Genomic DNA, 26,255 nt, shown 5'->3' with positions numbered 1-26,255 from the left:
TCAGCCTCCCAGCTTCACGTTGTCGATGCCGACGATCTTGTCATAGGCCCAGTAAAGCGCGAGCACGAGCGCCAGTAGAATGGCCCCCAAGGCGGCGGCCAGGCCCCAGTTGAGTGAGCTGGAGATGTGATAGGCGATCCGGTTCGAGATGAAGGTCCCGGTGGTGCCGCCGACCAGTTCGGGCGTGATGTAGTAACCGATGGCAAGGATGAAGACGAGGATCGAGCCGGCGCCGATACCCGGTACGGACTGTGGAAAATAGACGCGCCAGAAGGCTGTCCAATTGGTGGCACCCAGTGACTTGGCCGCGCGCAGGTAGCTCGGCGGGATCGTTTTCATCACCGAATAGAGCGGCAGGATCATGAAGGGCAGCAGGATATGCGTCATCGCGATAATCGTGCCTGTCTGGTTGTTGATGAGCGCCAGGCGGCCGCCGTCCGCCACGATGCCAAGCCAGACCAGCGTGTCATTCACGACGCCCTGCTGCTGAAGCATCACCTTCCACGCCGAGGTCCGCACCAGAAGCGAGGTCCAGAACGGCAGCAGCACGAGGATCATCAGCAGGTTGGCGGTGCGCGCCGGCAGATTGGCCAGCAGCCAGGCCACCGGATAGCCTAGAAGAATGCAGCTGCCGGTGATCACCAGCGACATGAAGAGGGTGCGGATGAAGAGCTTGATGTAGATCTGCTCGTTCTCGGGCCGCATTTCCGGTCCGTCGGGGGATTTCTTCATGTCGACGGCATTGAGGAAGTAACCAGAGGTGAAATCGGGGCTGTAGGTCTGGATGGTCTGCCAGACCTCGATGTCGTGCCAGTCCTTGTCGATGTCTTGGAAGGCGGCGGTGTAGTCGACCGTCTCGAAGGTGCGGACGGCGGCCATGGCTTCGAGAAGCTCGGCAGAGCCCGGCCCGCCGTATCCGGAGATGTCGGGCTCCTGGATCAGATCGTCATAGAGCGCCGAATAGACCAGGGCCCAGGGGTCTTCCTTGGCCAGATTGTCCTCGTCCTCGTTTTGTACGAAATCGGCGAAGATCTCGAAGGTTTCGGCCGTCTGCGGCAGCAGGTTGATGATCTCTTCGCGCGGTTCGAACGCGGGTTGACGGGCGTCGGACTTATCGTCCCACGCGGCCTGCTCGGCCAGCCAGTCATCGCTGCCCATCAGTGCGTTCCAGGTTTCGCTGTCTTTCCAGAAGTCGTTCAGGTCCTCGAACTGGTCCTGATAGACCTCGCCCATGTCCTCGACCCTACGGCCGGATTTGCGAAACAGCGACGATACCCCCGTCAGCTCGTAATTCAGGCGCGAGCCGAGGCGGGTGTGCAGCTTGCGCTCTTGTGCGACGAAAATGTCGGTGTAGAGCGCCTTGAACACCTCGGGCGATGGGATCTCGCCGCTGTCACCTTCCCAGTCAGCCAGCAGCGTGGTCGTGCGCGGCAGCGTGTCCGAGACGATCTGGTTCTCGACCGAGCGGAAGAGCATATCCGCAATCGGCGCGATGAAGGTCACGAGGATGAAGATCAACAGCGGCGCGATCAGAGCCAGAGCCCGCAGCTTTTGCCGCCGGAGCGCGCGGTTCAGGCTGGTCTTCAGCGGCGTGCCATCGGCGGCCATCATCGGCCCGGTCTGATCGGTCGTGTCGCGCATCTAGGCCCCTTCCACCACGATGATGGTGCTGGTGGCGGTGCGGTGCCGGATCTTCATGACCTCCTGGTAATCGGGGTCGTTGTAAGCGTCGAGCGCGGCCTGATAGCTGGGGAATTCGATGACCACATGGCGGGCCTCGGCCCGCCCCTCCATGACCTGGGCGTTGCCACCTCGAACGATGAAGCGGCCACCGAGACCCTGCAGGATCGGCGTGTCGCGTTCGACGTATTCCTTGTAGGCTTCAGGGTCGTTCACGGTGATATGGCCGATGATATAGCCTTTGGGCATGGTCGTGTCCTTCCGCTTGGGTGGGAGGGGGCCGGTGCAGCCCCCTCCGATGTCATGCGCTTGTGGCCGGGCCTATTGGGTCAGCCACGCCTGGAACTTGGAATCCAGATCGTCGCGGTAGTCCGCCCACCAGTTGTAGTTGTTCACAAAGGTGTTCTCGGCATTGCTCGGCTCGGTCGGCATGTGCGGCGCCATGTCGATGCCCAGCTCGGCGTGCTGGCCGACCAGCGGGGCCGAGGAGGCGCGCGCCGGGCCGTAAGAGATATATTTCGCCTGATCCGCCAGGCGCTGCGTATCGGTGGCGAAATAGAGATAGTCCATCACCCGTGCGAGACGGTCTTCCGGCAGATCCGCCGGGACAACCCAACCGTCCAGATCGAACATCTGCCAATCCCAGGCCATGCCGATGGGCTGGCCCTGCTCCTCGATGGCCGAGAAGAGACGACCATTGTAGGTGGAGCTCATGAACACCTCGCCATCGGCCAGAAGCTGGATGGCTTCGGCGGCGGAGGACCAGAAGATCGTCTGATCCTTGATGGTATCGAGCTTGGCGAAGGCGCGGTCCTGGCCTTCTTCGGTCTCAAGCACGTCATAGACGTCTTCATATGCCACGCCGTCGCAGAGCAGCGCCCATTCGAGGTTGGCAATCGGCTGCTTGTTGAGCCCGCGTTTGCCTGGATAGGTCTCCAGGTCGAAGACGTCACAGGCACCTTTCGGCGGCTCCACCCCGTCCGGCACCTGATCGGTGCGATAGCCGAAGGTTGTCGAGAAGACGATCTGCGGGATGAAGCAATCGGACACGATCATGTCGCCGAAATCATCGGAGGCGGAGGTGCCGTCGGGGGCCGCGGCCAGCACCTCATCGTGGTCGATCTCCATCGCGAGGCCTTCATCGCAGACGCGGATGGCGTCCGCGGCTTCCAGGTCGACCAGATCCCAGGTGATGTTCCCGGCCTCGGCCTGAGCGCGCATCTTCGCCACGCCCTCGGGCGAGCTCTCATCGTTGATGATGGTGATGCCCGTCTTCTCCATGTAGGGGTCGTGATAGGCTTTCTGCTGTGAATTCGAGTAGGCCCCGCCCCAGCTGACGATTGTCATCTCGGATGCCATATGGCCATCGGCGAAGGCCATGCCGCTGGCGACAGTTAGCGCCGTGGAGGCCAAAAGCGTCTTGGTCAGTTTCATCGTAGTCTCCCAGTTATGTGCCCGTCGTTGGGTGGAAGGCAGGTGGCAACGGGCTTGGACACCGCCTCTGTCGGGTCGCGCCCTGCGTCCGGGCGCGACAGGTGCCGCCGTTGCGCCATCAGGCGTCGAGCGCGCGGCAATCTTGTGGCAGCCAGCCGATCTCCAGCTGTTCGCCTGGCTTCAATCGCGTCTGATCAGGCGCGTTGCGACATTTCATGATGAAATCCTCCCGGCCCGCGACGCGTAGACGGGTGCGGAAGATATCGCCCATGTAGATGAACTCCAGTACCTCGGCTTTCAGTGTATGGGCGTCGGGGCTGAGCCGTTCCTTCTTGTATTCAACCCGCTCCGGACGGATTGAGACCCGGGTCCGTTCGCCAGCCCTGGCGACATTCACAGGCTTGGCGTCGATCAGCTCACCATCGTCCAGCTCCACCAGCGCGGTCTCGCCCTTGATCTCCTTGACGACCCCTTCGAGCGTATTGTTCTCACCGATGAACTGCGCCACGAAGCTGTTTTCCGGCGCTTCGTAGAGCTGATCCGGTGGGGCCAGCTGCTGAATGCGCCCGTCGTCGAAAACGGCCACGCGGTCCGACATGGTCAGCGCTTCGGTCTGATCATGGGTCACGTAGACCACGGTGATGCCGAGGTCATGCGCCAGGTTTGTGATCTCGAATTGCAACGTCTCGCGCAGCTGCTTGTCGAGCGCGCCCAGGGGTTCGTCCATCAGCACCAGTTCCGGCTCGAAGACCAGCGCACGGGCCAGGGCGATCCGCTGCTGCTGACCACCCGACAGCTGCGAGGGCCGCCGGCCGGCAAACGCCCCCATCTGCACCATGTCGAGCGCGCGCTTGATCTTGGCCTCACGGTCGGATTTGCCCATCTTGCGGACTTCCAGCGGGAAGGAGAGGTTCTCGGCCACGGTCATATGCGGAAACAGCGCATAGTTCTGGAACACCATGCCGATGCCGCGCTTGTGGGGTGGGATGTTGTTGATCGATTGCCCGGCGAGCCTGATGTCGCCATGGGTGGCCGTCTCGAAGCCCGCGAGCATCATCAGGCAGGTGGTCTTGCCCGACCCGGATGGCCCCAGCATCGTGAGAAACTCGCCCTTCGGCATTGAGAGGTTGAGGTCCTTGACGACGAGCGTTTCGCCATCATAGCTCTTCTGAACGCGCTCGAATTCGACGAACGCGTCTCCGGTCGTTGTATCAGCCAAACGTGGCTCCCCGTTGTACCCGGCGGTTTTCCGCACTGATTGCCGTAATTCTAACACGAAGAAACTCACCGGGTGCAAGCGCTTAACTCCGGCAGAGGGTGCTGCGCCTCAATTCAAGGCGAATTCGCTGAAGGACGGGCAGATTTCGGGCGGGCGTCCTGAGAAGGGTCGCCATCCTGCGCGAATGTCCGGCCTCGAATCGAGCGCTGCGGTTGGGGTCACGCCGCGGCTTTCAGAAGATCCTGCCGCTTGAGTTCGGTGTAGGTTTCATCGAGCGCCCTGCGCGCTCGGGCGACCAAAACGTCGATATCCTCCGGCTCGATGACCAGCGGCGGCGAGACGATCATCCGGTCACCCACGTGCCGCATGACCAGATTGTTGGCAAAGCAGCGCTCGCGGCAGATGTAACCAACCGTCCCCGGCTCCGCCGCGAACTTCGCGCGGCTCTCCTTGTGCGGGGTGAGCGGCAGGGACGCCATCATCCCTTTGATCGACAGCCCGCCGACCAGCGGATGATCCACCAGTTGTTCCAGACCGGCCTTGAGGGCAGGCGCGCCGATGCTCCCGACCCGGTCGACAATCTTCTCTTCCTGCAGAATGCGCAGGTTCTCCATCGCGACCGCCGCCGCGACCGGGTGCCCGGAGTACGTATAGCCGTGGTTGAATTCGGTCGCGCCGATCACCTCGGCCACCTCGTCGCAGACAACCGATCCCCCGATCGGTTGATAGCCCGAGCTGAGCCCCTTCGCGATGGTCATGATGTGGGGCCGGACGCCCATGGTCTCGCTCCCGAACCAGGTGCCAGTCCGGCCGAACCCGCAGATGACCTCGTCGGCGATCAGCAGAATGTCGTAGGCGTCGCAGATGCGCTGGATCTCCGGCCAGTAGCTGTCGGGCGGCACGATCACGCCGCCGGCGCCCTGTACGGGTTCCGCGATGAAGGCAGCCACCTTGTCTTCGCCCAGCTCGAGGATCTTGTTCTCCAGTTCCCGGGCGCGGGCGATGCCGAAGTCCTGCGGGCTCATCTCGCCGCCTTCGCCCCACCAGTCGGGTTGATTGATGTGGTGAATGCCGGGGATCGGAAGTCCCCCCTGCGCGTGCATGAAGCTCATGCCGCCCAGAGAGCCCGACCCCACGGAAGAGCCGTGATACGCGTTCTTGCGGCTGATGATGTGGCTCTTGCCGGGGTGGCCCTTCTCTGCCCAATAGGTTCGGACCATGCGAATGTTGGTGTCATTCGCCTCGGAGCCCGAGCTTGCGAAGAACACGTGGTTCAGATCTCCCGGCGTGAGTTTGGCGATCTCCTGCGACAGTGCGATTGCCGGCACATGGGTCGTCATGAAGAAGGTGTTGTAGTAGGGCAGCTCCATCATCTGGCGTGCAGCAACCTCGGCCATCTCTTTGCGGCCATAGCCGATGTTCATGCACCACAGCCCCGCCATCCCGTCGAGGATGCTGTTCCCTTCGCTGTCGGTCAGATAAACCCCCTCGGCCCGCGTGATGACACGCGCGCCGCGCGTCTCCAATGCATCGTTGGTCGTGAACGGATGCATGTGGTGTGCGGCATCCAGCGCCTGCAACTCGGCCGTGGGCATGTGATTTGTGATCGCGGACATCGGACACCTGTCGTTTGGAGAATGTGCGGCAACTGCGGCCGCCTCAGAATATGATCAAATTAAGCTGTGTCAATCGAATCGCTGTTCGGCCGCGGCGTCTTCCAGAGAGGCGCGGATTTGCAGCATGCCCTGATGCACATCTTCCGCCATCGCCAGCGCAGCCGCCTCGGGATCTCGGGCTGCCAGCGCACGGATCAGATCGGCGTGTTTGTCGGGCAGATTGAGGGTGCCGTACCGGCCGCAGACGACGCGCAGCGAGGGTGCGAACCGAAGCCACAGGCGATCGACAGTCGCGCTCAGAATTGGGGCGCGGGCGATCCGGTATAGGGCCGCGTGGAAGCCGTGATTCTGCGTCAGATACCCGCGGATATCCCCCTGTTCGATGGCGCTGTTCAGCGCGTCGTCACGCAGCTTCAGATCTGAGAGGCCGTCGCCGTCAATATGCGAGGTCGCGCGCCGAGCCAGCTCAGGCTCAAGAGATTGTCTCATAAAATCAAGTTGTTCTACGCAGTCTTCCGTGAGCACCGGAACGATCACGCGCCGGTTTCCCTGCATGCTCAGTGCCCCGTCCGAGATCAGCCGGCGGATCGCCTCCCGCACTGGTGTCATCCCGGCCTCGAGACTCTCCACCAGCCCTTGGATCGTCACCGCCTGCCCCGGCGCGAGATCGCCGAAGAGAATGCGCGCGCGGAGTTCTTCATAGACATTCTGGTGGGCGGGTCGCTTCGCCGGTCGGGTCTCGGCGGGGGCTGCCGAATTTCTGAGCAGTTGCATAGCCGGTCCTTTGGAGGGGCGCGGGTTTGACGCTCTCTTCTCTTGCACAGCATTTGATCGCATGAAAGCATAATGCATCTTGCCGCAGGGCGCAAAACTTGATCAAAATCGCGGAAATCGGGGCGAACCCGGTCGATATCAACGGGAGTATGATATGAACAAGCTTATGCTGAGCTGCGCCACGCTGGCGCTCTGCACGACGGCTGCGTTTGCCGAGGAAGTGCGGGTTTACAACTGGTCCGACTACATCGATGAATCGCTGCTGGAGAAGTTCGAGGCCGAGACCGGTATCGACCTGATCTACGACGTCTTCGACAGCAATGAGGTGCTGGAGACCAAGATGCTAGCCGGTGGCTCCGGGTATGACGTGGTCGTGCCGACGGGGACCTTCCTGCAACGTCAAATCTCTGCCGGAGCCTTCCAGAAGCTCGACAAGTCGCAGCTGCCGAACATGGAAAACATGTGGGCGACGATCGAAGAGCGCACCGCCCAGTATGACCCTGGCAACGAGTATTCGATCAATTACATGTGGGGCACCACCGGCATCGGGGCGAATATCAACAAGGTGCAGGAGATCCTTGGAGCGGACGCGCCCGTTGGATCGCTGAACCTGATTTTCGACCCGGCGAGCATGGAAAAGCTGGCATCCTGCGGGGTGCATTTCCTCGATGCACCGACCGAGATGATCCCGGCCGCACTCAAGTACATTGGCGAAGATCCGGACAGTCACGACCCGGAGGTCATCGCCAAGGCCGAAGAGGTATTGATGGGTGTGCGCCCCTACGTGCAGAAGTTCCACAGCTCCGAATATATCAACGCGCTGGCCAACGGTGATATCTGCGTGGCCTTCGGGTGGTCCGGCGATATCCTGCAAGCCCGTGACCGCGCCGCCGAGGCCGACAATGGGGTCGAGATCGTCTACAACGCGCCGTCTGAAGGTGCGCTGATGTGGTTTGACCAAATGGCCATTCCGGCCGATGCGCCGAACCCCGAGGCGGCCCACAAGTTTCTGAACTTCATCATGGACGCCGAGAACATGGCCGCCGCGTCCAACTACGTCTACTACGCGAATGGCAACGAAGCGTCCAAGCCGTTTCTGGAAGAGGATGTCATCGGCGATACGGCGATCTACCCGGATGAGGCGACGCTGGAGAACCTCTACACCGTGACGCCCTACCCGGCGAAGGTGCAGCGGGTGGTCACCCGCCTCTGGACCAAGATCAAATCCGGCACCTGACACTTGAACGATTGGCGGGCGAGGGTCGAACCTTCGCCCGTTCTGCATGAGCCTGCGCTCAGGCACACGAAGGACATGACGTGACGCAAACCGTCTTCGCCCCTTGGGACGACCCGAACGAGAAACCGCTGATCCGGTTTCAGAACGTCACCAAACGTTTCGGCGCATTTACCGCGATTGACGATCTGACGCTCGACATTTTCGAACGCGAGTTCTTTGCGTTGCTGGGTCCGTCTGGCTGCGGCAAGACGACGATGATGCGGATGCTCGCGGGCTTTGAAACGCCGAGTGCTGGGACGATCGAGCTTGCCGGCCAGGATATCGCCGCGGTTCCGCCCAACAAGCGTGCGGTCAACATGATGTTCCAGTCGTATGCGCTCTTCCCGCACCTCAGCGTCTACGACAATATCGCCTTCGGGCTGCGCCGCGACAACATGCCGAAGGCGGACCTCGATGCCCGGGTCGCCGAGATGCTGAAACTCACGCGGCTTGAGAAGTTCGCGCGGCGCAAACCGCATCAGATCTCGGGCGGGCAGCGCCAGCGGGTCGCCTTGGCGCGCAGCCTCGCCAAAGCGCCGAAGCTTCTGCTGCTCGACGAACCTCTGGGTGCGCTCGACGCGAAACTGCGCCAAGCGACGCAGTTCGAGCTGATGGATATTCAGGAAAAAACCGGCACCACCTTCGTGATCGTAACCCACGATCAGGAGGAGGCGATGACTGTGGCCAGCCGGGTTGCCGTGATGGATGAAGGCCGGGTGATGCAGGTGGCCACGCCTGAGCGGATCTACGAAGCGCCCGACAGTGTCTATGTGGCTGATTTCATTGGTGATGTGAACATCGTTTCGGGCACGGCAAGGCCCGCGGGCGACGGGATGTTCCACGTGAGCTGGGCTGATGGCGCCGCGCCATTCGCGGCCGCGTCAGAGCGTGTTTTTTCCGATGGTCAAGCTTGTCATCTCGCAATCCGCCCCGAAAAGATCGCAATCAGCGAGGAACGCCCGCCGGGCGCGGACAATGCTGTGACGGGCAAGGTGCTCGACATTGCCTATCTGGGCAATCTCAGTACCTATCACGTCGAGCTTCCGGGGGGGCAGATCATCAAGGCTCAGACCGCGAACACGCGCCGCATTTCTCGCCGGAGTTTCACCTGGGAAGACCCTGTGTGGGTGTCCTGGACCGCGACCGCCGGCGTGCTGCTCGATCAATGAGCGCGGCGTCGGATAGGGAGGTACGCGCCTGATGCAACGGTTTGCGCTGATCGCCATCCCTTATGCCTGGCTGCTTGCGCTGTTCCTCATCCCCTTCGTCATCGTCTTCAAGATATCGCTGTCCGATATCGCGCTGTCGATTCCGCCCTATACGCCCACGCTGGACGACGGGATCGGGCCCTTCTTCGCAGCCCTCGATTTCGAGAATTTTGCCTTTCTGACGTCCGACGATCTCTATTGGCGTGCCTATGCGAGCTCTCTCAGGATCGCGGCGTTGTCCACGATCATGACGCTGATCGTCGGTTATCCGATTGCCTACGCCATGGCCCGCGCCCCGGAAGAATGGCGTCCGACGCTCATGATGCTGGTCATCCTGCCGTTCTGGACATCGTTTCTGATCCGCGTCTACGCCTGGATGGGGATCCTGAGCCAGGAAGGGTTCCTGAACCAGTTCCTGCTTGGGATCGGTATCGTCGACCAACCGCTGACCATTCTGAACACGACCACGGCGGTCTACATCGGTATCGTCTACACCTATCTGCCCTTCATGATCCTCCCGATCTTTGCAGCGCTCGACCGGCTGGACGGCTCGCTGATCGAGGCGGCCGAAGATCTCGGGTGTTCGCGTCTTCAGGCCTTCTGGCTGGTGACCATTCCGCTCTCGAAGAACGGCATCATCGCGGGCAGCTTCCTGGTCTTTATCCCCGCGCTTGGCGAGTTCGTGATCCCCTCCCTGTTGGGCGGATCCGAGACCCTGATGATCGGCAAGGTGCTCTGGGAGGAGTTCTTCAACAACCGCGACTGGCCGGTGGCCAGCGCCGTTGCGGTGATCCTGCTCTTGATCCTGATCATCCCGATCATCCTGTTCCAGCGGAACCAGCAGCGACAGGCGGAGGACTCGGCATGATGCGCCTGAGCTGGTTCAACGTCACCTCGTTGACCTTGGGATTTGCCTTTCTCTATCTGCCGATGGTCATCCTGATCATCTACTCCTTCAACGAAAGCAAGCTGGTGACCGTCTGGGCCGGGTTTTCGACCAAATGGTATGGCGAGCTCCTGCGGAACGAAGCGTTTCTCGATGCGGCCTGGGTCACGATCAAGGTCGCCGTTCTGTCATCGACCTTCGCAACCGTTCTGGGCACGATGGCGGCTTACGTGCTTGTGCGGGGTGGCCGGTTCCTTGGTCGCACAGTTTTCTCCGGCATGATCTATGCGCCTCTGGTCATGCCAGAGGTCATCACCGGGCTGTCGCTGCTGCTGTTGTTCATCGGGATCGGGCTGGACCGCGGCGTCATCACCATTGTCCTTGCGCATACGACCTTTTCGATGTGCTATGTCTCGGTGGTCGTCTCGTCGCGGCTGATGACCTTCGACCGCTCTTTGGAGGAAGCCGCGCTCGACCTGGGTTGCTCCAGCTTCGATGCCTTCCGGCTCGTGACGCTTCCGATCATCGCGCCGGCGGTCATCTCCGGCTGGTTGCTGGCCTTCACGCTGAGCCTTGATGACCTGGTGATTGCCTCCTTCACGGCAGGGCCGGCGGCGACCACCTTGCCCATCAAGATCTTCTCCGCGGTGCGGTTGGGTGTGTCTCCGGAAATCAATGCCTTGTCGACCATCATGATCGGCATCGTCACGATTGGTGTGATCAGCGCCTCTCTCGTCTCAAAGCGCAACAGTCTGCGGCAGCAGCGAGAAGAGCAGGCCGCCGCGCGGGCGGCATGAACCGCATCTTCGCTGATTATGCCTATGGCAATGGCCCGCGCGAAAGCTGCTGGTGGGATGAGACCTGCCGCCTCCCTGAGCGCTCGCCGCTCATGGGGTCCAGCGACGCGGACGTCGTGATCATCGGGGCCGGCTTCACCGGTCTGTCGGCGGCCTACCATCTCGCCCGTGCCGGGCTGAATCCCGTTGTACTCGACGCGCGGTTTCCCGGATGGGGCGCGTCCGGACGCAACGGGGGCTTTTGCTGTTTGGGTGGGGGCGTGCTCGGCGACGCTCAACTCGATGCCGGGTTTGGCAAGGCCGGCCGGTTGGAGTTTCGGGCAGCCGAGAAGGCGGCCGTCGCCCTTGTATCAGAGCTGGTCGATACGCTCTCGCTTGATGTTGACCAGCATTCCCACGGCGAGACCCAATTGGCGCATCATCCTCGTCAGATGGACATGTTGCGCAAGAAGGCGGAGACGGTCGAGGAAAACTACGGCGTCGCACCCGTGGTGATCGAGCGCGCGCACTTGCCTGACGCAGGCCTTGGCGGCCCGTTTTTCGGCGCGCTCACGGTACCCGTTGGGTTCGGTCTCAACCCGCTCAAGTATCTGCTGGGGCTTGCCGCGGCAGCTGAGCAGGCCGGCGCCGTCATCCACCACGACAGTGCGGTTGAGGCGCTTGGGTCGCAGGGAGACCGGCATCGTGTGAAAACAGCCTTGGGCGCGATTTCCTGTCGCCATGTCGTTGTCGCCACGAATGGATATTCGTCCGAGGACCTTCCGGGCTGGTTGCGGGGTCGCTACATGCCGTGCCAGTCGAACGTGCTGGTGACCCGCCCGCTGACGGAGGGGGACATCCTCAGGCAAGGCTGGTCCAGCGACCAGATGTGCTATGACACCCGGCACCTTCTGCACTACTTTCGCCTGATGCCAGACCGCAGGTTTCTGTTCGGGATGCGCGGTGGGCTGATAACCGGTGCCGCTGCCGAGACAAGGGCGCGGAGGCGGATCCGCCGTGACTTCGTTCGTCTGTTCCCGCAGTGGGCGCATGTAGAGACTGCGCATGTCTGGTCGGGTATGGTCTGTCTCGGCCGCATTGGTCTCCCCTTTGTCGGCGAGACCATGCCCGGATCCCGTCTCTGGGCCGGGCTCTGCTATCACGGGAACGGCATTGCGATGGGCACGTTGAGTGGAAAGATCCTTGCCGAATTGATTGAGGGACGGACGCCATCGATCTGGCCCGAGGCCATGCGCCGCCCACTCGCGAAATTTCCCTTCGGCCGGTGGCGGCGCATCGCGATGCCGCCGATCTACCTCGGGCTGATGCTGGCCGACCGAGGCTAGCCCTTAGACCGGTTCGCGCAGGGCGCTGACATCCTCGGTGGTCACGGTCGAGCCGCCGTCGAGCACGAAAACCGTCTCTGTACCCTGGCGTCTGGCTTCGGTAATCCGTGCATAGCTTTCCGCCGCCGTCACGCCGAGCGTTTGGCCAACGGCCCGATGCTCGACTTTGAAGCTGTAGAGACCTTCGGGCAGCGCGGTGTCGTCGGCTCTGCGCCCGGTCCACTCGACAGGCTCTCCCTCCGTGGAGATCTGTTGGCGGCTGACCTCGTCTCCGTCCGCATTGTAAGCGATCAGAATGGCTTGGTCCGAGCCTGCCTGGGTTGTGGGTATGACTGTCAGCGGTGACCCGTCGAATGGCACCGCTGCTGCGGTGCGCGCTTCCATGCCGATCCAACTTGCAACTTGGCCGATGTTGCCAGCGTTGAGCTGAGTGCTGAGCATCTCCAATAGGTCGTTCGACAGGACCTGCTGCTCCACCATCGAGAACTGCGCCAGCTGTGCGGCATATTCAGACGAATCGATCGGCTCCAGTGGATCCTGATATCGTGCCTGGGCCGTGAGCATCTTCAGGAAGGTTTCGAAATCCGAAGAGATCACAGCGGAAGATTGCTCGCTTGCCGCTGCGCTGCGCGCCGCAGTCTGCGCGGTTTGGGTATTGGTCACTTCCATCGTTTGCCTCCTTAAACCCGAATATCGACGCCGGTTGATGCGGTCATTGTGACCGGAATGGGGGCATCCGCCTCGACCCCGCTCAGCAGGTCGCCAGCCGAGGGCTGGCCGCCGTTTTCGCCGTGATCAGTGGTGCCCTGCTCGGACTGACCCTCATTGAACGCAAAGTTGATCGAATCGTACCCAAGAGCCTGGAACTCGCGCGCCAGCTGGTCGATATGCCTGCGCATGAGATCCAGGGTTTCCGGCCGCTCGGCCAGAACGTGAACGGTGATGCCACTTTCCGCCGCTGAGATACTCAGCCGGACCCGGCCAAGTTCTTCCGGGTTCAGCGACAGCTCCACCGGCCGGTCCGGGAATCTTTGCAGGATCTCTACCATCTGACGACCGATCATGCCCGGCGTCTCTGGGCGAGCAAGGGTTTGTGCAAGTGTCGTGGGTGCCGGACCGCGCGGATCCCAGCTCGATGGCGCGTCAAGATCACCGACCGGGGCGAGTTGAAGATCGACCGCCGGTTTCTCCGTTTGTGCCGTCAGCGCCACGTTTTGTTGAGCGGACGGGTTCACCGGCGGAGTGGGCACAGTTGTTTTGGGCCCTTGATTGGCGTTTGAGGGGGCCTCTCGCGCCATGGTCAGACGGCTCTCATCCTCACGTCTGGCGCGGTCCTTCGGCGCATTGGCGTTCGCAACATCCGGCAGCGGTTTGCCCGCTGGCATCAAAGCAGCTTTGGCCGGATCGGGAGCGGGTTTTTCCGTGGGCATGGCCGCCGTCTGCGCAGCCGCTTGCAGTAGCGTCTGAGGCGTTGTCGTAGCCTTGTCCGTCGCAGCGACCGCAACAGCTGCGGGCTTGGCGACAGCACCCTCAGTCGCCACGTCGGTCGGCCCCTTTTGTGCTTCCGTGATCTGCACTTTGCCAGTCGGAGCCTCCTGTGGCGCGGCGCCTTGTTCCACGCGCACGCGTTGCGCGAAGGCCAACTCACTCGTGTCCGAGCCGCGGGTCTTTTGGACCGGCAGATCTCCCGGCGCTTCTTCCGTCTGAGACGCGAGGTCGCTACCCGGCAAAGGCGCCTTTGTCACATCCGCTTCGGCATCGACGTCTACGATGCGCACATCGGCCTCGCCTTCGGCTGCGGCTGCATCGGAGAGCAGTTTGGGAGCCTTCGGAGGGCTATCCGGCACGTCGACCTTTTTTGCATCCTCCGAGGGCGCGTTCGCCTCGCCTTCGGAATCCGCCGAGTATGCGGTCTCGAAATCCGCGTCCGATCCCTCGGCCTCCGCCTTTTTTGACCCACCTTCACCCGAAGGCATTTTTTCATTTCGACCAGCCTTGGCTGCTGGTTGTGTCATAGAAATTTCGAGCACTGACATCTCCGGGATTTCTTCCTCGTCAGCTCCCTTATGACCGCAGTTGGTTACTGCATCTTTACCGATTGCCGTCATGCTCCCGGAAAATAGTTGCAATTGGAGATACTTGCGATGACAGCAACTTCCCCCATCCGGCCGCAGGCCACGGCGATGTCCCCGCAGGACAGGGCATTGCGCGAGGTGGCCGAGAAACTCGAGGCAAATTTCCTCGCAGAAATGTTGAAATCCGCGGGCTTAGGCAAGACCAGCGAGCATTTCGGCGGTGGCGCCGGGGAAGACCAATTCAGCTCCTTCATGTTGCAGGAACAGGCCATGCAAATGGTCAAAGCCGGCGGAATCGGGCTGAGCGAATCAATCTTCCACGCTTTGAAGGAGAAGCAGAATGACGAATGAAGAGTTTGAAGATGTCGTTGACGCATTGGACGATCTCCTGGAGGCCGAGCGCGCTGCGCTGCTGGCGGGAGATCTCGACGAAGTCGGGCGTCTGCTGGAGCGCAAGGAAGGTCTGATTGAGCGGTTTGCGACGCTGGATGACGCGGATCGCGATGCCCTGGCCGGCCTGCAGACCAAGCTGAAGCGCAACCAGGCCTTGCTGGATCAGGCGCTTGAAGGGATACGCTCGGTCTCTCGCCGCCTGGCTGCGTTGCGCCGTGTGCGCAGTTCGCTCGAAACATATGACGACAAGGGCGAGCGGCGGAGCATCGATATCGCGCTAGACGGCTCGGTGGAGAAGCGCGCCTAGGGAGGATTTGAATAAAAACGAAATGACACGGAAGGCGTGACTTAAACACTCGTTAGCCTTTCGAACGGCATGTTGGCGCTGCATCCGAGGTCGGGTGGCGCTTCGCCAGATGACGGCGACTGCATTGGTCAGAACGACAGTTTCGTCCCCGCGTGAAGGCGTTGGGGACATAATCCACGCAAAGCGTGAATGATCAAAGGAACATGCTTATGTCGAGCATTCTTACCAATAACAGCGCAATGGTTGCGCTGCAGACCCTGAAATCCATCAACATGAACCTGGGCAAGGTCCAGAGCGAAATCTCCACCGGTAAGACCGTGGAAAGCGCCAAGGACAATGCATCGGTCTGGGCCATCTCCAAAGTGATGTCGTCCGACGTGAAAGGCTTCGAAGCAATCTCTGATTCGCTGTCGCTGGGTCAGGCAACGGTTGGTGTCGCCCTGAACGCCTCGGAGAGCATCACGGACCTGTTGACCGAGATCAAAGCGAAAATCGTGAACTCGCAAGAGGAAAACGTTGATCGCAACAAGATCCAGGCTGACATTGAAGCGTTGACTAGCCAGATCGGGTCGATTTCGGCTGCTGCGCAGTTCAACGGTCTCAATGTCCTGTCCAATCAGGAAACCACGACAGCATACACCGCAGCAGGGACGGCTGCCGACGGAAGTGGAACCGTCAGCATTCTTTCCTCGCTTGACCGTAGTGCAACTGGTGTTGCGGCAAGCAACATCGATGTCTCAAAAGGTGACCTGACTACCCAGACAGGGGTTGCGGGGACTATCGGAGCTCTGAATGCGGCTGCATTCACTGTTGCTGGCACCGCGACCGCGAATGGCGCAGCGAATGCGACATATACGATTGTTGGCGAAACCACGACTGCTGGACGTACGCAAGCAGTCATGGCGGGTGACAGCTACGAATTCAACATGGAAATCTTCGATGCCGCGTTGACTGGAACTCCATTTGCGACAGCACAAGCCGCTAGCGCAGGTGACGGCCGCGCACTCTATGTCGCGAAGGACGGCGATACCGCTGCAGACATCGCCTCAAATCTTGTTGATGTTATGAACTTCCGCCTGGCGGAGCAAGGTTTCGGGGATGACTTCACAATCACAAGTTCTGGCGCCGCGATTACGGTCACAAACAACACCGCGACCGCCCTCGCCGCAGCAGCTGCGGGCAACATCACCACGAACGCTGGTGGAACCACCAGTGGCGGTCTTGCGCTTCTGAACGAAGTTGATGTGACCACCGAAAACGGTGCCGCGGCTGCCTTGTCTGCAATCGAAGGCTTGATCCAAACGTCGATTGATACAGCCGCTGACTTGGGTTCGAGCGCTCTACGGATCGAAACTCAGGCCGACTTCGTCAGCAAGCTGACCGATAGCCTGACATCGGGCATTGGTGCGCTTGTCGATGCGGATATGGAAGCGGCCTCGGCCAAGCTTCAGGCTCTGCAGACACAGCAGCAGCTGGGTGTACAGGCTCTGTCGATTGCCAACCAGGCACCGCAGACCATCCTGTCGCTCTTCCGGTAAGCGATATCTCAGGGGCGCGGTTCACCGCGCCCCTGAACCAGGTTTCAAGTTACCCATAAAGGTTACAACGTGAACGCATACGCACAGGCCCAAAGCGCTTACGCGCCTGCAACGGCCCCGACCAGAACGGCACGCAGTGCAGAATACGAAGTCATCGCGCGGATTTCGCACCGCTTGAAGAAGGCGATCAAGAACGATGACTTTCCGGCCCTTGCCGAGGCGTTGTACGAGAACAACAAGCTTTGGACAGCACTGGCTGTGGATGTCGCGGATGACGACAATCTTCTGCCGGATGAACTGCGGGCTCGGATCATCTATCTCGCAGAATTCACCCGTCTCCATACGCATAAAGTCTTGCGCAAACAGGACACGGCCATACCGCTCCTCGAAATCAACGCACTTATCCTGGGTGGTCTCAAACCGGCTGGAGAAACAAAATGAGCGGTCTCGTTCTGAAGCTCAGCCCGAAGGAGCGGGTGTTGATCAATGGCGTGGTCATCGAAAACGGAGATCGGCGTAGCCGCCTCTCCATCATGACGCCGGGGGCCAACATTCTGAGGCTCCGCGATGCAATTCACCCCGAAGATGCAAAAACGCCTGTGAAACGAGCATGCTTCGCAATGCAACTCGTTTTGTCCGGTGACAAAAGCCCGGACGAAGCCCATTTGCCCCTGCTCAGGCAGATTGAAGAGTTGAGCCAGGTGTTCACCGACGCCGACAGTCGAAACGTTCTGGCAGAGGCGACCCGAGGTTTGGTTGAAAAACAGCACTATCGTGCACTCAAGGCGCTGCGCGCGTTGCTCCCGCGGGAGGAACGCCTGCTTGCAGCCAGGGTCGACTGATGTTTACGCCGATCATCCCATCGTCTGGTCTGACCGGCTGGCGGTTCCTGCAAAGGACATATGACAGTCAGCTGGCCAACTTCTCCAATTCCGCACAGATTACGCGGAACACCGAGTACTTTCTGGAAAACATTGGAAAGGTGACGTCGGCTGAGGAGCTAACGTCTGACCGCCGTTTGCTCGAGGTCGCTTTGGGTGCCTTCGGCATTCAAGACGACATCGACAATCGCTTCTTCATACGAAAGATCCTTGAAGAGGGAACGACAGCGAACGATTCGCTGGCCAACAGGTTCTCGGACAATCGGTACAAAGAGTTTTCGGCCGCATTTGGCCTAGGTCCGGGCGAAACCCGGCAGATTGGCAGCGAAGGGTTCGCCGAGAACATGGTGGCGCGTTTCCAAGCGAACAGCTTTGAAGTTTCGACGGGTCAGCAGGACGAGACGATGCGGATTGCGCTTTATGCGCAGCGGGTGCTCGTCGATCTGGCAACTCCGCCGCAGAAGACTCAGGCACGGCTGGACGCAGAGGCTGTTGCGCAAGCCGTATCGGACTTCGCTGCTGAAGCCTCAGAAGACATTGAGTACTTCGAGCGTAACATCGGCTTGATCGCGACGCCGGAAGACCTGTTGAACGACGAAAGGCTGCTCAAGGTCGCGTTAGGTGCCTTTGGTCTTGAAGAGGACTATCAGGCAATCGTTGATTTCGAGCCATCCGGCGATGAAGCCGTCAGCCCGGAGTGGACGAAGATCAAGGAAGTCTTGGAAGAGGGTAGTATTTCAGTCGTCGCGCGAGCGAATGAACTCGACAACCCAGCCTACGCGGAGTTGTCTCGCGCGTTTGGTTTTGGCGTTGCAGAAGATTTCCGGGCGAACAACTTCGGTTTTGCTGATGAGATTACCGATCTTTACATCCAGCGGAGCTTCGAAGTTCCGGAGGGAATCACGCTTTCAGAGCCTGTCGTTGTCAAAAACGGGAGTGTTGAGCTTGAGCCATTCCGCTCCGATGACATGTCCAATGATGCGAAGTGGTTCACTGTGATGGGCGAGCCCCCTTTGCGGACATTGTTCGAAACCGCTCTGAATCTTCCGACGGAATTCGGGCAGGCGGATATCAACCAGCAGTTGGCTGTGTTCAAGGAACGGGCCCGCAAGACCTTCGGCAGCGATCAGGTAAACCAGTTTTCCGATCCGGAAAAACTGGATCAGTTGATCACTCAATTTGTGGTCCGGTCGCAGATATCTTCGTTCAATAGCGGTGCATCGTCTGCATCGATCGCGCTGACACTTCTGCAATCCTGAGTTTTGCGCTAGGCGGCAGACGTTGGTCTATTCGTAGCTCCATTTCGCCCCGCGCCTCCGACACCACGCGCCCGGCGCAGAATAAGTTCGAGTTGCGTGAAGCTGTTCTCAACGCCTTGTTTCTCGACTTTTGCTAAGAAGGCATCGAGGTCAGACCATATTTGTACCGCCGCATCCAGTTCCGGGTCGCTGCCTGCGGAGTAGAGGCCAGCGCGCACCATCATCGCGTTGCGATCGTAGACAGACAGAAGGTGGCGCGCCTGCGATATCAAGGCGTTTTGACTTTCGGTTGCAGCAGCTGGCAAACTTCGGGACACCGACCGCAAGACATCAATCGCAGGGTATCTTCCGCGTTCCGCGATCTCCCGATCCAGGATGATGTGACCGTCCAGGACGCCGCGCAGAATGTCAGCGATTGGTTCGTCCATATCCGAACCGGCGACAAGAACGCTAAACACGCCCGTGATGTCGCCCTGTTGATTTTGCCCCGGCCCCGCGCGTTCGCAGAGAGACATGATCAGGTGGGCCGTCGACGGAGGGAAGCCGCGGAGCACCGGTGACTCGCCGGCTGCGACGGCCACTTCTCTGTGGGCTTCCGCAAAGCGAGTGATGGAGTCCGCAAGGAGGAGCACAGAGCTGCCCTGATCCCGGAAATGCTCTGCCACCGACATCGCGGCCCATGCGCAGCGCCGCCGTATCAGGGGTGACTGATCGGACGTGGCGCAAACAATGACCGCCCGCTTCAGGCCTTCTTTCCCCAAGACGTCGTCTATGAAATGACGCAGCTCTCGGCCCCGCTCGCCGATCATCGCGATCACGACGACGTCGGCGGTCATGTTCTGAGCAAGATGCCCCAGCAGGCTCGACTTCCCGACACCAGAACCGGCAAAGAGGCCAACGCGCTGCCCACGCACGATCGGCAGCATTGTGTTGAGCCCAGCCATTCCGGTATTCAATCGGGCGCCCAGAGATCTGCGGGCGCCGGCGTCCGGAGGCGCACGGCGCAGAGCGCGGGCTGCAGCGCCCCGCAAGAGAGGTTTGCCATCGAGAGGGTTACCAAAGGGATCGATGATTCGTCCCACCCAGGCATTCGATGGCGCAATCCCCCGGGATTCGAGAAGGGCTGCACGGTCCCGCAAAGCAACACCGTCTGGAGCTTGATCCGGCAGCAGCACCAGCATGTCACCATCGAGCTGCAAGACTTCACCGGAAAGCGGCTCGCCTTGCCGGTAAATGACGACCAAATCACCGATTCTTGCTTTTCCGGCCAACCCGGAAACATGAACCACGCCCCGTTCGACACGAACCACGCGACCAATTGCCCGCACCGGATTCAATTCAGTGATCTGGGCGGTCAGCCCGTCGAAGGAAATTGGCTGGTTCATGGCAACCCTTTGGCTTTTGCACACTCTTTCTAAAGGAATCAGAGTTAAGCCTTGATGAAATCGTTCGAGGGAGAAGCCCGGATGTTCAAAAATTTGGAAGTCTTCAAGATTTCGCATGCGATGGCGGTCCACGCCGGCCAGAAGCAGGCCGTCGCGGCGGAAAACGTCGCCAACTCCGATACGCCAGAGTATAAGGCGCGGGATCTTGCGCCCTTCGCTGAAACTTATCGTACGCACACCTCGATGGGCGAGGCTGCCGGCCAGCGCGCGACGCGCGACCGCCACCTGCATGGCGCGACTGAGGGCCGCATGGCTGAGCCTCATACCGATGAGAACGCCATCGCATCTCCCAACGGAAACACCGTTTCACTGGAGGGCGAGATGCTGAAATCGCTCGATGCAAAGCGGCAGCATGATCGCGCCATCGCGATCTACAAATCATCCTTGGGTATTCTGCGCGCCACCTTGAGCCGCCAGTAGGAGAGAACGTATCATGAACGATTTTTCGAAAGCACTTGATGTCACCTCAAGCGGCCTGAAAGCTCAGGCAACCCGGCTCCGCCATCTGGCTGAGAATATCTCGAATGCGGATACACCCGGCTATCGCCGGAAACTCGTCCCGTTCGAGACGTCTTTCAATTCGGGAAGTGGCGTGTCGATGGTCGAGACGGGGTCGGTCCAACTGGATCGGTCCACTCTCGAGCGCGTATATGACCCCACCCATCCCATGGCGGATGAGAGCGGCTATTTCGACAGCTCGAACGTCGATCTGATGATCGAGTTGGCCGACGCAAGGGAAGCCCAACGGAGTTACGAGGCCAACCTCAAAGTCTTTGAGCAGACCCGCAAGATGTCCAGCGGACTGATGGACCTGTTGCGGAACTAACCCGTACTACCGCAGCCGGAAGGGCTGCGCGATCTGAAGGAGATCCAGAATGGATATGAAAGCAGTTTCGGCAATTCAGCGATTCACCGATGCCCGCTCGGCCTCGGCGATCCAAAGCTATCAGCAAGCGCGGCCGGCCACCGAGCCGATGCCTGAAGAACCGACAATGATCGAAGCGGCGAGCAAGGTCGCCGTCGACTTTGCCCAGACGCTGGCTGAAGGCGAAGAAACGGCCAAGGCCTCGATGATCGGTGACGCTGATCCGCATGCCCTGGTCCAGGCCCTTGCGCAGACCGAGCTTGCGGTCGAGGCCGCCGTCACCGTGCGGAACAAGGTCGTCGAAGCCTATCAGGAAATTCTCCGGATGCCGGTCTGACATGCTGGATGAAGTCCTCTTTTTCGACACGCTTCGCCAGGGCCTGTGGATCGCCGTGATCATATCGATCCCGATCCTGACGGCCGCGCTGATCACGGGTGTGTCGATTGGCCTGGTGCAGGCTTTGACATCGATCCAGGAAATGACGCTGACATTTGTCCCCAAGCTTGCGGCCATCGTCATCGTTTTCTGGCTGTCTATGGGCTTCATGACACAGACGCTCGTTGCGTTCTTTCAGAACCGCATCATCCCACTGATCATCGGAGGTTGAGATGGACAACGCTGGTTACACGACACTGACCCGGCAGTCGGGTCTGCTCCGGGAAATGCGCATTGTCGCAAACAACATCGCGAACGCTGCCACGACGGGGTATCGTCAGGAAGGCATGGTGTTCTCGGAATACGTGATGTCCGTCGATGGCGCCTCGAGCCTCTCGATGGGCCAGGGCAACGTGCGCAACACCTCGCTTCAGCAAGGAACGCTGACGCAAACCGGCGGCACCTTCGACTTCGCGATCGAGGGCGACGGGTTCTTCCTGATCGAAACGCCGGAGGGTGAGCGACTGTCCCGGTCGGGTGCCTTCTCGCCGAATGCGCAGGGTGACCTCGTCACCATGGACGGCTACAGGGTGCTTGACGCGGGTGGAGCGCCTGTCTTTGTGCCGCCGGGTGCGGCGGATATCGCGGTCTCTTCAGACGGGACGATTTCGAGCGAAGGAAATCCGATTGGTCAAATCGGCGTGGTCCAGCCGCTCAACCCGCGTGAAATGATCCGCGAGGATGGCGTGATGTTCCGCGCCGACGATGGTTACGAACCCGCCGAAGGTGCGCGGGTGCTTCAGCGGTTCGTAGAAAACTCGAATGTGAACCCGATCTTGCAGATCACGCGCATGATCGAAGTGCAACGCGCCTACGAGTTGGGCGCCAGCTTTCTGGAAGCCGAAGACGAACGTGTTCGTCAGGCGCTTCGCACAATGTCTCAGTAATTCGACCGACGCAGGAGATCCGTTATGCGTGCCTTGAAGATTGCAGCCACTGGTATGAGCGCTCAGCAGATGCGCGTTGAAACCATCTCGAACAACCTGTCGAACATGAGCACGACCGGCTACAACGCCCGGCGTGCGGAGTTTGCAGATCTGCACTATCAGCAGATGACCCGTCCGGGGACGATCAGCGCGACAGACGGCACTGTGATGCCAACCGGGGTGCAGCTGGGGCTCGGTGTGCGCCCGGCAGCGGTTTCGGTTCAGCTGCAGCAGGGATCGCTCAGCCTGACCGGCGGCGATCTCGATCTGGCTATCGAGGGCAAGGGCTATCTGGAAGTCACGCTGCCCTCCGGCTTGAGTGCGTACACGCGCGATGGCGGGCTGAAGCGGACCGGCGAGGGCCTGATCGTGAACTCCGACGGTTTTCCGATCGAGCCGCAAATCGTGATCCCCGACGACGCGCGCAGCATTTCGATCAATGCCTCTGGCGAGGTCTACGCCTATTTCGCGGACACGCCTGATGCCCAGTTGCTGGGGCAATTCAACATGGTTGGCTTTACCAATGCGAAGGGTCTGGAGGCCTTGGGCGGCAACCTCTTCGGTGAGACCGAGGCCTCTGGCCCGCCGCTCATCTCGACGCCGGGTGAGGATGGGCTGGGTACTGTCCGTCAAGGATACCTGGAGGACAGCTCCGTCGACGCCGTTCGAGAAATCACAGAGCTGATCGAAGCGCAGCGCGGCTATGAAATGAACGCCAAAGTCATTTCGGCTGCCGACCAGATGATGGGCGCGACGACGCAGATCCGATGACCAGACTGCTGAGCTTCGTTCTTCTTCTGAGCCTATCCACCGTGGCGTTCGCTGACACCGTGGTTCCGACTCGAACGATCCGGACGAACGCAATCATCACCGACATTGATGTGGCCATCAAACCCGGTGAGATCGCAAACGGTTTTGATCGCGTCGGCGATGTCATTGGACAAGAAGCGAGAACGACGCTTTACGCGGGCCGGCCGATCCGTGTTGATGAGATCGGCCCGCCAGCATTGGTGACGCGCAACCAGATTGTCTCGCTGAAGTTCGAGTCGGCCGGTCTGGTGATTACGACCGAGGGCCGGTCGCTCGAGCGTGGCGGTGTCGGGGACCGCGTCCGCATCATGAATTTGTCGTCTCGGGCCACACTGTTTGGTCAGATCCAACCGGATGGCTCGGTCGAAGTACAAAAATAGAGGTTTTCCATGTTCTTGCGAAACTGCACTGCCATTGCCAGCATCGTTCTGATTGCCGCTTGCGGTCGAATGGACCACATCGGGAAGCCGCCCACTTTTTCCTCGCCGCAAGAGACCAGAGAGCATAATGCGATGATGTCGCCTGGCTTGCCGCTTCGCACCGATGCCGAGGGTCCGACCGAACGGGCGTCCCTGTGGTCCGGTGCACGCCAATCGCTTCTGGGCGATCGGCGAGCTGTGCAGCAGGGCGACATTCTGACCGTCGTCATCGAGATCGACGACGAGGCCGAGATTTCGAACGCGACGGATCGGTCTCGCTCGGGATCGGAGAGCCTGGGTATCCCCGGACTGTTCGGTTTGCCGCAACGTATCGATGAGCGGCTGCCTGACGGCGCATCGACGTCCGAAGCGGTGTCGATCAACTCGTCCAGCAGTTCGTCTGGAGACGGATCGGTTCGGCGGAACGAAAAACTGACGCTCCGGATTGCGGCGACCGTCGTCGACGTCCTGCCCAACGGGGTCCTGTCCATTTCGGGGAGCCAGGAACTGCGCGTGAATTTCGAGATGCGGGAGCTTCTCGTTACCGGATACGTTCGCCCCGAAGACATCTCGCGACAAAACGAGATCACGTACGACAAGATCGCGACAGCACGCGTGTCTTACGGCGGTCGCGGTCAAATCACGGATGTCCAGCAGCCGCGGTTGGGCCAGCAAGTTCTCGACACTGTTCTACCTTTCTAGGGACGTTGACATGAAGAAACTCTTGCCAATCGTCATGCTGCTTGTCGGGTCCGGCGCCGGTGTCGGAGCCGGAATCTTCCTGCGGCCAGCTCCCGTCGAAGAAGAGATCGCTGCGGTCGAGGGCGAAAAGGAAGCGCCTGAAGAAGCACAGGATACGAAGGTCGAGAGCACTGACAAACCGAAAGACGCTGGCCCGTCTGAGGGTATGGAGTACGTGCGTCTTCCCAATCAGTTTGTCGTACCGCTTGTGGACAACGAACGTATATCGGCACTGGTGGTCATGTCGCTGAGCATCGAGGTTACGACTGGCAGCGCCGAAGAGGTGTTGGATCTCGAACCGAAATTGCGGGACGGCTTTCTGCGGGTCCTGTTCGATCACGCCAGTATCGGCGGCTTTGACGGTGCGTTCGTCAATAACGAAAACCTTGATGTGGTTCGGCGGAAGCTGCGCGACGTTGCGAAGGGCGTGATGGGGTCGGATGTTGCAAACGATGTTCTGATTTTTGAGGTTGCACGGCAAGACTACTGATCGAGCATGACGCTGATCGGAAAACGGCTTGGTTTGCAGGCGTCGCTTGAGATGGAGCCGGTGGTCATGCAAGAACACATGCTGCTATCAGACGCCGAACTGTACTGACGCAAAGCGATACTTGACCCGAACGGAATCTGTACCGTTCGTCAAAGAGCCTTGGTGCCCTCCCATTTCGACCTCTTGAGCAGGTGCCCAATGCGCCAGTAGCGCATGGTCTCATGGTGGCTCTGAGAAACACGTAAGCGAAGCGGCGTCCAATGGCGGGTCGTTAGCCAGTGAAGTGACTTTGCTTAGCTTGCATTCCCCAGCCACTTGCATTCGTGTTCGGCGCCGATGTCTATTCGTTGGGTCCAGAGGTCCCGAATTCTGACAAGGAAACGCAGTCTTGACGCAAGGCTCGACCAAAAATGAGCTATAGTTTGCGATGAGTTCGGGTTTGTCGGCGCGCGGGTGCCGTTGCGATGGAGCGAAGGGCGAGCTGACAGCGCATTCGAGAAGGCCCGTCAAGGGCTCTCAAGCCTCACAGATGACGAGCGCTGTGGTGCCGAAGAGGGCGACGAACCCAGCCATATGTCCGCAGTGGGTCCAGCAAAGAGTAATTCCAATCCGCAGTTCCATGCTGTTCGGCAGAGCTTCCGTCGCAACGAGGACTGGAACTTATCTGCCAATGCATGCTCGCGCACCGCAGGTAGCGCTCGTCATTTGGGATTTGGTCAGAAGTAACTCCTTACGAGGCTACCGGCGATGAGGCTCCAACCATCTGCGATCACAAAGAACGCCAGTTTGAAGGGCAGCGAAACGATGACCGGCGGAACCATCATCATCCCCATGGACATCAAAATGGCCGCGACCACGAGATCAATGATCAAGAAAGGAAGAAAAATCAGAAATCCGATCTGAAATGCACGCGAGATTTCTGACAGCAGAAAGCTGGGCACGAGGACAGAGAGAGGCGCATCCGGTGTGGGCGTCGCATTGATTGTTTCGGGCCTTAACTCTGCCATGGCAAAGAACGTGTCGGGGTCCAATCGACCGGCCATGAAAATCCGGAAGGGTTCCAAAGTGCGCACGAAAGCGGTTTCAACATCGATAAGATCGTCGTTCAACGGCACAATGCCGTTGGTCCAGGCATCGGTGAAGACCGGCTCCATGATGAAGTAAGTCAGGAACAACGCCAGGCTGACGATCAGCATATTCGGCGGGGACTGCTGAAGACCGATCGCCTGCCTCAGGATAGACAGCACGGTCACGAGAAATGGGAAGCAGGTCACCATGATCGCGAGACCAGGCGCCAAGCTCAACACCGTTATGATGGCAAAGAGCTGAATCGTCCGTGCGCTGATCGATCCCTCATCACCGAGAGACACAGAGAATTCCTGCGCCGCACCCGCGGCTGGCAGGAGCAACAGAACAAGAAGTGTGATGCTGAGAAGAAGATGCGGCGGTCGCATG

30 protein-coding genes are annotated in these 26,255 nt (G+C 60.0%); 20 read left to right on the top strand and 10 right to left on the bottom strand.

Annotated elements, in window-relative coordinates; all coding sequences use genetic code 11:
• From MUB52_RS00615 to MUB52_RS00590, 6 genes are all read right to left on the bottom strand, one after another.
• Nucleotides 1–1,641 (bottom strand): ABC transporter permease, encoded by a 1,641-nt coding sequence (locus tag MUB52_RS00615; RefSeq protein ID WP_263842244.1) that lies wholly within the window; start codon nt 1,639–1,641, stop codon nt 1–3.
• The gene (locus tag MUB52_RS00610; RefSeq protein WP_263842243.1) at nt 1,642–1,929 is read right to left on the bottom strand and encodes a DUF1330 domain-containing protein; all 288 of its coding nucleotides are present in this window, start codon (nt 1,927–1,929) and stop codon (nt 1,642–1,644) included.
• A 72-nt stretch (nt 1,930–2,001) separates the two neighbouring features.
• The gene (locus MUB52_RS00605) at nt 2,002–3,114 is read right to left on the bottom strand and encodes an extracellular solute-binding protein (protein ID WP_263842242.1); all 1,113 of its coding nucleotides are present in this window, start codon (nt 3,112–3,114) and stop codon (nt 2,002–2,004) included.
• 118 nt (nt 3,115–3,232) lie between these two features.
• The gene (locus MUB52_RS00600) at nt 3,233–4,333 is read right to left on the bottom strand and encodes an ABC transporter ATP-binding protein (RefSeq protein WP_263842241.1); all 1,101 of its coding nucleotides are present in this window, start codon (nt 4,331–4,333) and stop codon (nt 3,233–3,235) included.
• A gap of 218 nt (nt 4,334–4,551) precedes the next feature.
• Entirely contained in the window at nt 4,552–5,949 is a 1,398-nt protein-coding gene (locus MUB52_RS00595; protein WP_263842240.1) for an aspartate aminotransferase family protein, read from the bottom strand.
• 69 nt (nt 5,950–6,018) lie between these two features.
• Nucleotides 6,019–6,723 (bottom strand): GntR family transcriptional regulator, encoded by a 705-nt coding sequence (locus tag MUB52_RS00590; protein ID WP_263842239.1) that lies wholly within the window; start codon nt 6,721–6,723, stop codon nt 6,019–6,021.
• A gap of 154 nt (nt 6,724–6,877) precedes the next feature.
• Here MUB52_RS00590 and MUB52_RS00585 point away from each other — a divergent pair, with 154 nt between their 5' ends.
• From MUB52_RS00585 to MUB52_RS00565, 5 genes are all read left to right on the top strand, one after another.
• The gene (locus MUB52_RS00585) at nt 6,878–7,960 is read left to right on the top strand and encodes a polyamine ABC transporter substrate-binding protein (RefSeq protein WP_263842238.1); all 1,083 of its coding nucleotides are present in this window, start codon (nt 6,878–6,880) and stop codon (nt 7,958–7,960) included.
• Nucleotides 7,961–8,040: 80 nt separating this feature from the next.
• A complete protein-coding gene (locus tag MUB52_RS00580) occupies nt 8,041–9,168 on the top strand; it encodes an ABC transporter ATP-binding protein (RefSeq protein WP_263842237.1) in 1,128 nt (375 codons plus the stop codon).
• A 31-nt stretch (nt 9,169–9,199) separates the two neighbouring features.
• Nucleotides 9,200–10,075: an ABC transporter permease subunit gene (locus MUB52_RS00575; RefSeq protein WP_263842236.1), complete on the top strand. Its 876-nt coding sequence runs from the start codon at nt 9,200–9,202 to the stop codon at nt 10,073–10,075.
• Nucleotides 10,072–10,890, top strand: a complete 819-nt coding sequence (locus MUB52_RS00570) for an ABC transporter permease (protein WP_263842235.1) — start codon at nt 10,072–10,074, stop codon at nt 10,888–10,890. Before MUB52_RS00575 ends, MUB52_RS00570 begins: the two co-directional genes overlap by 4 nt.
• Nucleotides 10,887–12,215, top strand: a complete 1,329-nt coding sequence (locus MUB52_RS00565) for an NAD(P)/FAD-dependent oxidoreductase (protein WP_263842234.1) — start codon at nt 10,887–10,889, stop codon at nt 12,213–12,215. Before MUB52_RS00570 ends, MUB52_RS00565 begins: the two co-directional genes overlap by 4 nt.
• 3 nt (nt 12,216–12,218) lie before the next feature.
• Here the strand turns inward: MUB52_RS00565 and MUB52_RS00560 are convergent, their stop codons facing one another.
• Both MUB52_RS00560 and fliK read right to left on the bottom strand, forming a co-directional pair.
• Complete coding sequence (locus MUB52_RS00560; protein ID WP_263842233.1) at nt 12,219–12,884, bottom strand: flagellar hook capping FlgD N-terminal domain-containing protein; 666 nt, start codon at nt 12,882–12,884, stop codon at nt 12,219–12,221.
• Between the two features lie 11 nt (nt 12,885–12,895).
• Nucleotides 12,896–14,230: a flagellar hook-length control protein FliK gene (gene fliK / locus MUB52_RS00555; RefSeq protein ID WP_263842232.1), complete on the bottom strand. Its 1,335-nt coding sequence runs from the start codon at nt 14,228–14,230 to the stop codon at nt 12,896–12,898.
• A 114-nt stretch (nt 14,231–14,344) separates the two neighbouring features.
• Between fliK and MUB52_RS00550 the strand changes: the two genes are divergently transcribed.
• From MUB52_RS00550 to MUB52_RS00525, 6 genes are all read left to right on the top strand, one after another.
• A complete protein-coding gene (locus MUB52_RS00550) occupies nt 14,345–14,641 on the top strand; it encodes a rod-binding protein (RefSeq protein WP_404818170.1) in 297 nt (98 codons plus the stop codon).
• The gene (locus MUB52_RS00545; RefSeq protein ID WP_263842231.1) at nt 14,631–14,990 is read left to right on the top strand and encodes a flagellar protein FlgN; all 360 of its coding nucleotides are present in this window, start codon (nt 14,631–14,633) and stop codon (nt 14,988–14,990) included. Before MUB52_RS00550 ends, MUB52_RS00545 begins: the two co-directional genes overlap by 11 nt.
• Nucleotides 14,991–15,199: 209 nt before the next feature.
• Nucleotides 15,200–16,528, top strand: a complete 1,329-nt coding sequence (locus MUB52_RS00540; protein ID WP_263842230.1) for a flagellin — start codon at nt 15,200–15,202, stop codon at nt 16,526–16,528.
• Nucleotides 16,529–16,597: 69 nt separating this feature from the next.
• Entirely contained in the window at nt 16,598–16,969 is a 372-nt protein-coding gene (gene flaF, locus MUB52_RS00535; RefSeq protein ID WP_263842229.1) for a flagellar biosynthesis regulator FlaF, read from the top strand.
• Nucleotides 16,966–17,370: a flagellar biosynthesis repressor FlbT gene (flbT, locus tag MUB52_RS00530; protein WP_263842228.1), complete on the top strand. Its 405-nt coding sequence runs from the start codon at nt 16,966–16,968 to the stop codon at nt 17,368–17,370. The genes flaF and flbT overlap by 4 nt, the downstream gene beginning before the upstream one ends.
• Entirely contained in the window at nt 17,370–18,668 is a 1,299-nt protein-coding gene (locus tag MUB52_RS00525) for a DUF1217 domain-containing protein (RefSeq protein ID WP_263842227.1), read from the top strand. The genes flbT and MUB52_RS00525 overlap by 1 nt, the downstream gene beginning before the upstream one ends.
• 8 nt (nt 18,669–18,676) lie before the next feature.
• Here MUB52_RS00525 and MUB52_RS00520 read toward each other — a convergent pair whose 3' ends face one another.
• Complete coding sequence (locus MUB52_RS00520) at nt 18,677–20,053, bottom strand: FliI/YscN family ATPase (protein ID WP_263842659.1); 1,377 nt, start codon at nt 20,051–20,053, stop codon at nt 18,677–18,679.
• Between the two features lie 81 nt (nt 20,054–20,134).
• Here MUB52_RS00520 and MUB52_RS00515 point away from each other — a divergent pair, with 81 nt between their 5' ends.
• The 9 genes from MUB52_RS00515 to MUB52_RS00475 are packed head-to-tail and all read left to right on the top strand — an operon-like array spanning nt 20,135 to nt 24,800.
• The gene (locus MUB52_RS00515; RefSeq protein WP_263842226.1) at nt 20,135–20,533 is read left to right on the top strand and encodes a FlgB family protein; all 399 of its coding nucleotides are present in this window, start codon (nt 20,135–20,137) and stop codon (nt 20,531–20,533) included.
• Between the two features lie 13 nt (nt 20,534–20,546).
• Nucleotides 20,547–20,939 (top strand): flagellar basal body rod protein FlgC, encoded by a 393-nt coding sequence (flgC, locus tag MUB52_RS00510; RefSeq protein ID WP_263842225.1) that lies wholly within the window; start codon nt 20,547–20,549, stop codon nt 20,937–20,939.
• Nucleotides 20,940–20,988: 49 nt separating this feature from the next.
• Complete coding sequence (fliE, locus tag MUB52_RS00505) at nt 20,989–21,315, top strand: flagellar hook-basal body complex protein FliE (protein ID WP_263842224.1); 327 nt, start codon at nt 20,989–20,991, stop codon at nt 21,313–21,315.
• 1 nt (nt 21,316) lies between these two features.
• Nucleotides 21,317–21,586, top strand: a complete 270-nt coding sequence (locus MUB52_RS00500) for a flagellar biosynthetic protein FliQ (RefSeq protein WP_263842223.1) — start codon at nt 21,317–21,319, stop codon at nt 21,584–21,586.
• 1 nt (nt 21,587) lies between these two features.
• On the top strand, nt 21,588–22,301 hold the full coding sequence (locus MUB52_RS00495) for a flagellar hook-basal body complex protein (RefSeq protein ID WP_263842222.1): 714 nt from the start codon (nt 21,588–21,590) through the stop codon (nt 22,299–22,301).
• Nucleotides 22,302–22,325: 24 nt separating this feature from the next.
• Nucleotides 22,326–23,111: a flagellar basal-body rod protein FlgG gene (gene flgG, locus MUB52_RS00490; protein WP_263842221.1), complete on the top strand. Its 786-nt coding sequence runs from the start codon at nt 22,326–22,328 to the stop codon at nt 23,109–23,111.
• The gene (flgA, locus tag MUB52_RS00485) at nt 23,108–23,530 is read left to right on the top strand and encodes a flagellar basal body P-ring formation chaperone FlgA (protein WP_263842220.1); all 423 of its coding nucleotides are present in this window, start codon (nt 23,108–23,110) and stop codon (nt 23,528–23,530) included. Before flgG ends, flgA begins: the two co-directional genes overlap by 4 nt.
• A gap of 9 nt (nt 23,531–23,539) precedes the next feature.
• Nucleotides 23,540–24,271 carry a flagellar basal body L-ring protein FlgH gene (gene flgH, locus MUB52_RS00480; protein ID WP_263842219.1) on the top strand — a complete coding sequence of 244 codons (732 nt, stop codon included), beginning with the start codon at nt 23,540–23,542 and terminating at the stop codon, nt 24,269–24,271.
• A gap of 10 nt (nt 24,272–24,281) precedes the next feature.
• The gene (locus MUB52_RS00475; RefSeq protein WP_263842218.1) at nt 24,282–24,800 is read left to right on the top strand and encodes a flagellar basal body-associated protein FliL; all 519 of its coding nucleotides are present in this window, start codon (nt 24,282–24,284) and stop codon (nt 24,798–24,800) included.
• A 716-nt stretch (nt 24,801–25,516) separates the two neighbouring features.
• Here MUB52_RS00475 and fliP read toward each other — a convergent pair.
• The gene (gene fliP, locus MUB52_RS00470) at nt 25,517–26,254 is read right to left on the bottom strand and encodes a flagellar type III secretion system pore protein FliP (protein ID WP_263842217.1); all 738 of its coding nucleotides are present in this window, start codon (nt 26,252–26,254) and stop codon (nt 25,517–25,519) included.
• Between the last annotated feature and the right edge of the window lies 1 nt (nt 26,255).

This window comes from Roseobacter sinensis (assembly GCF_025755255.1).
GTDB lineage: Bacteria > Pseudomonadota > Alphaproteobacteria > Rhodobacterales > Rhodobacteraceae > Roseobacter > Roseobacter sinensis.
This window is presented reverse-complemented; position numbering and strand designations above follow the sequence as displayed.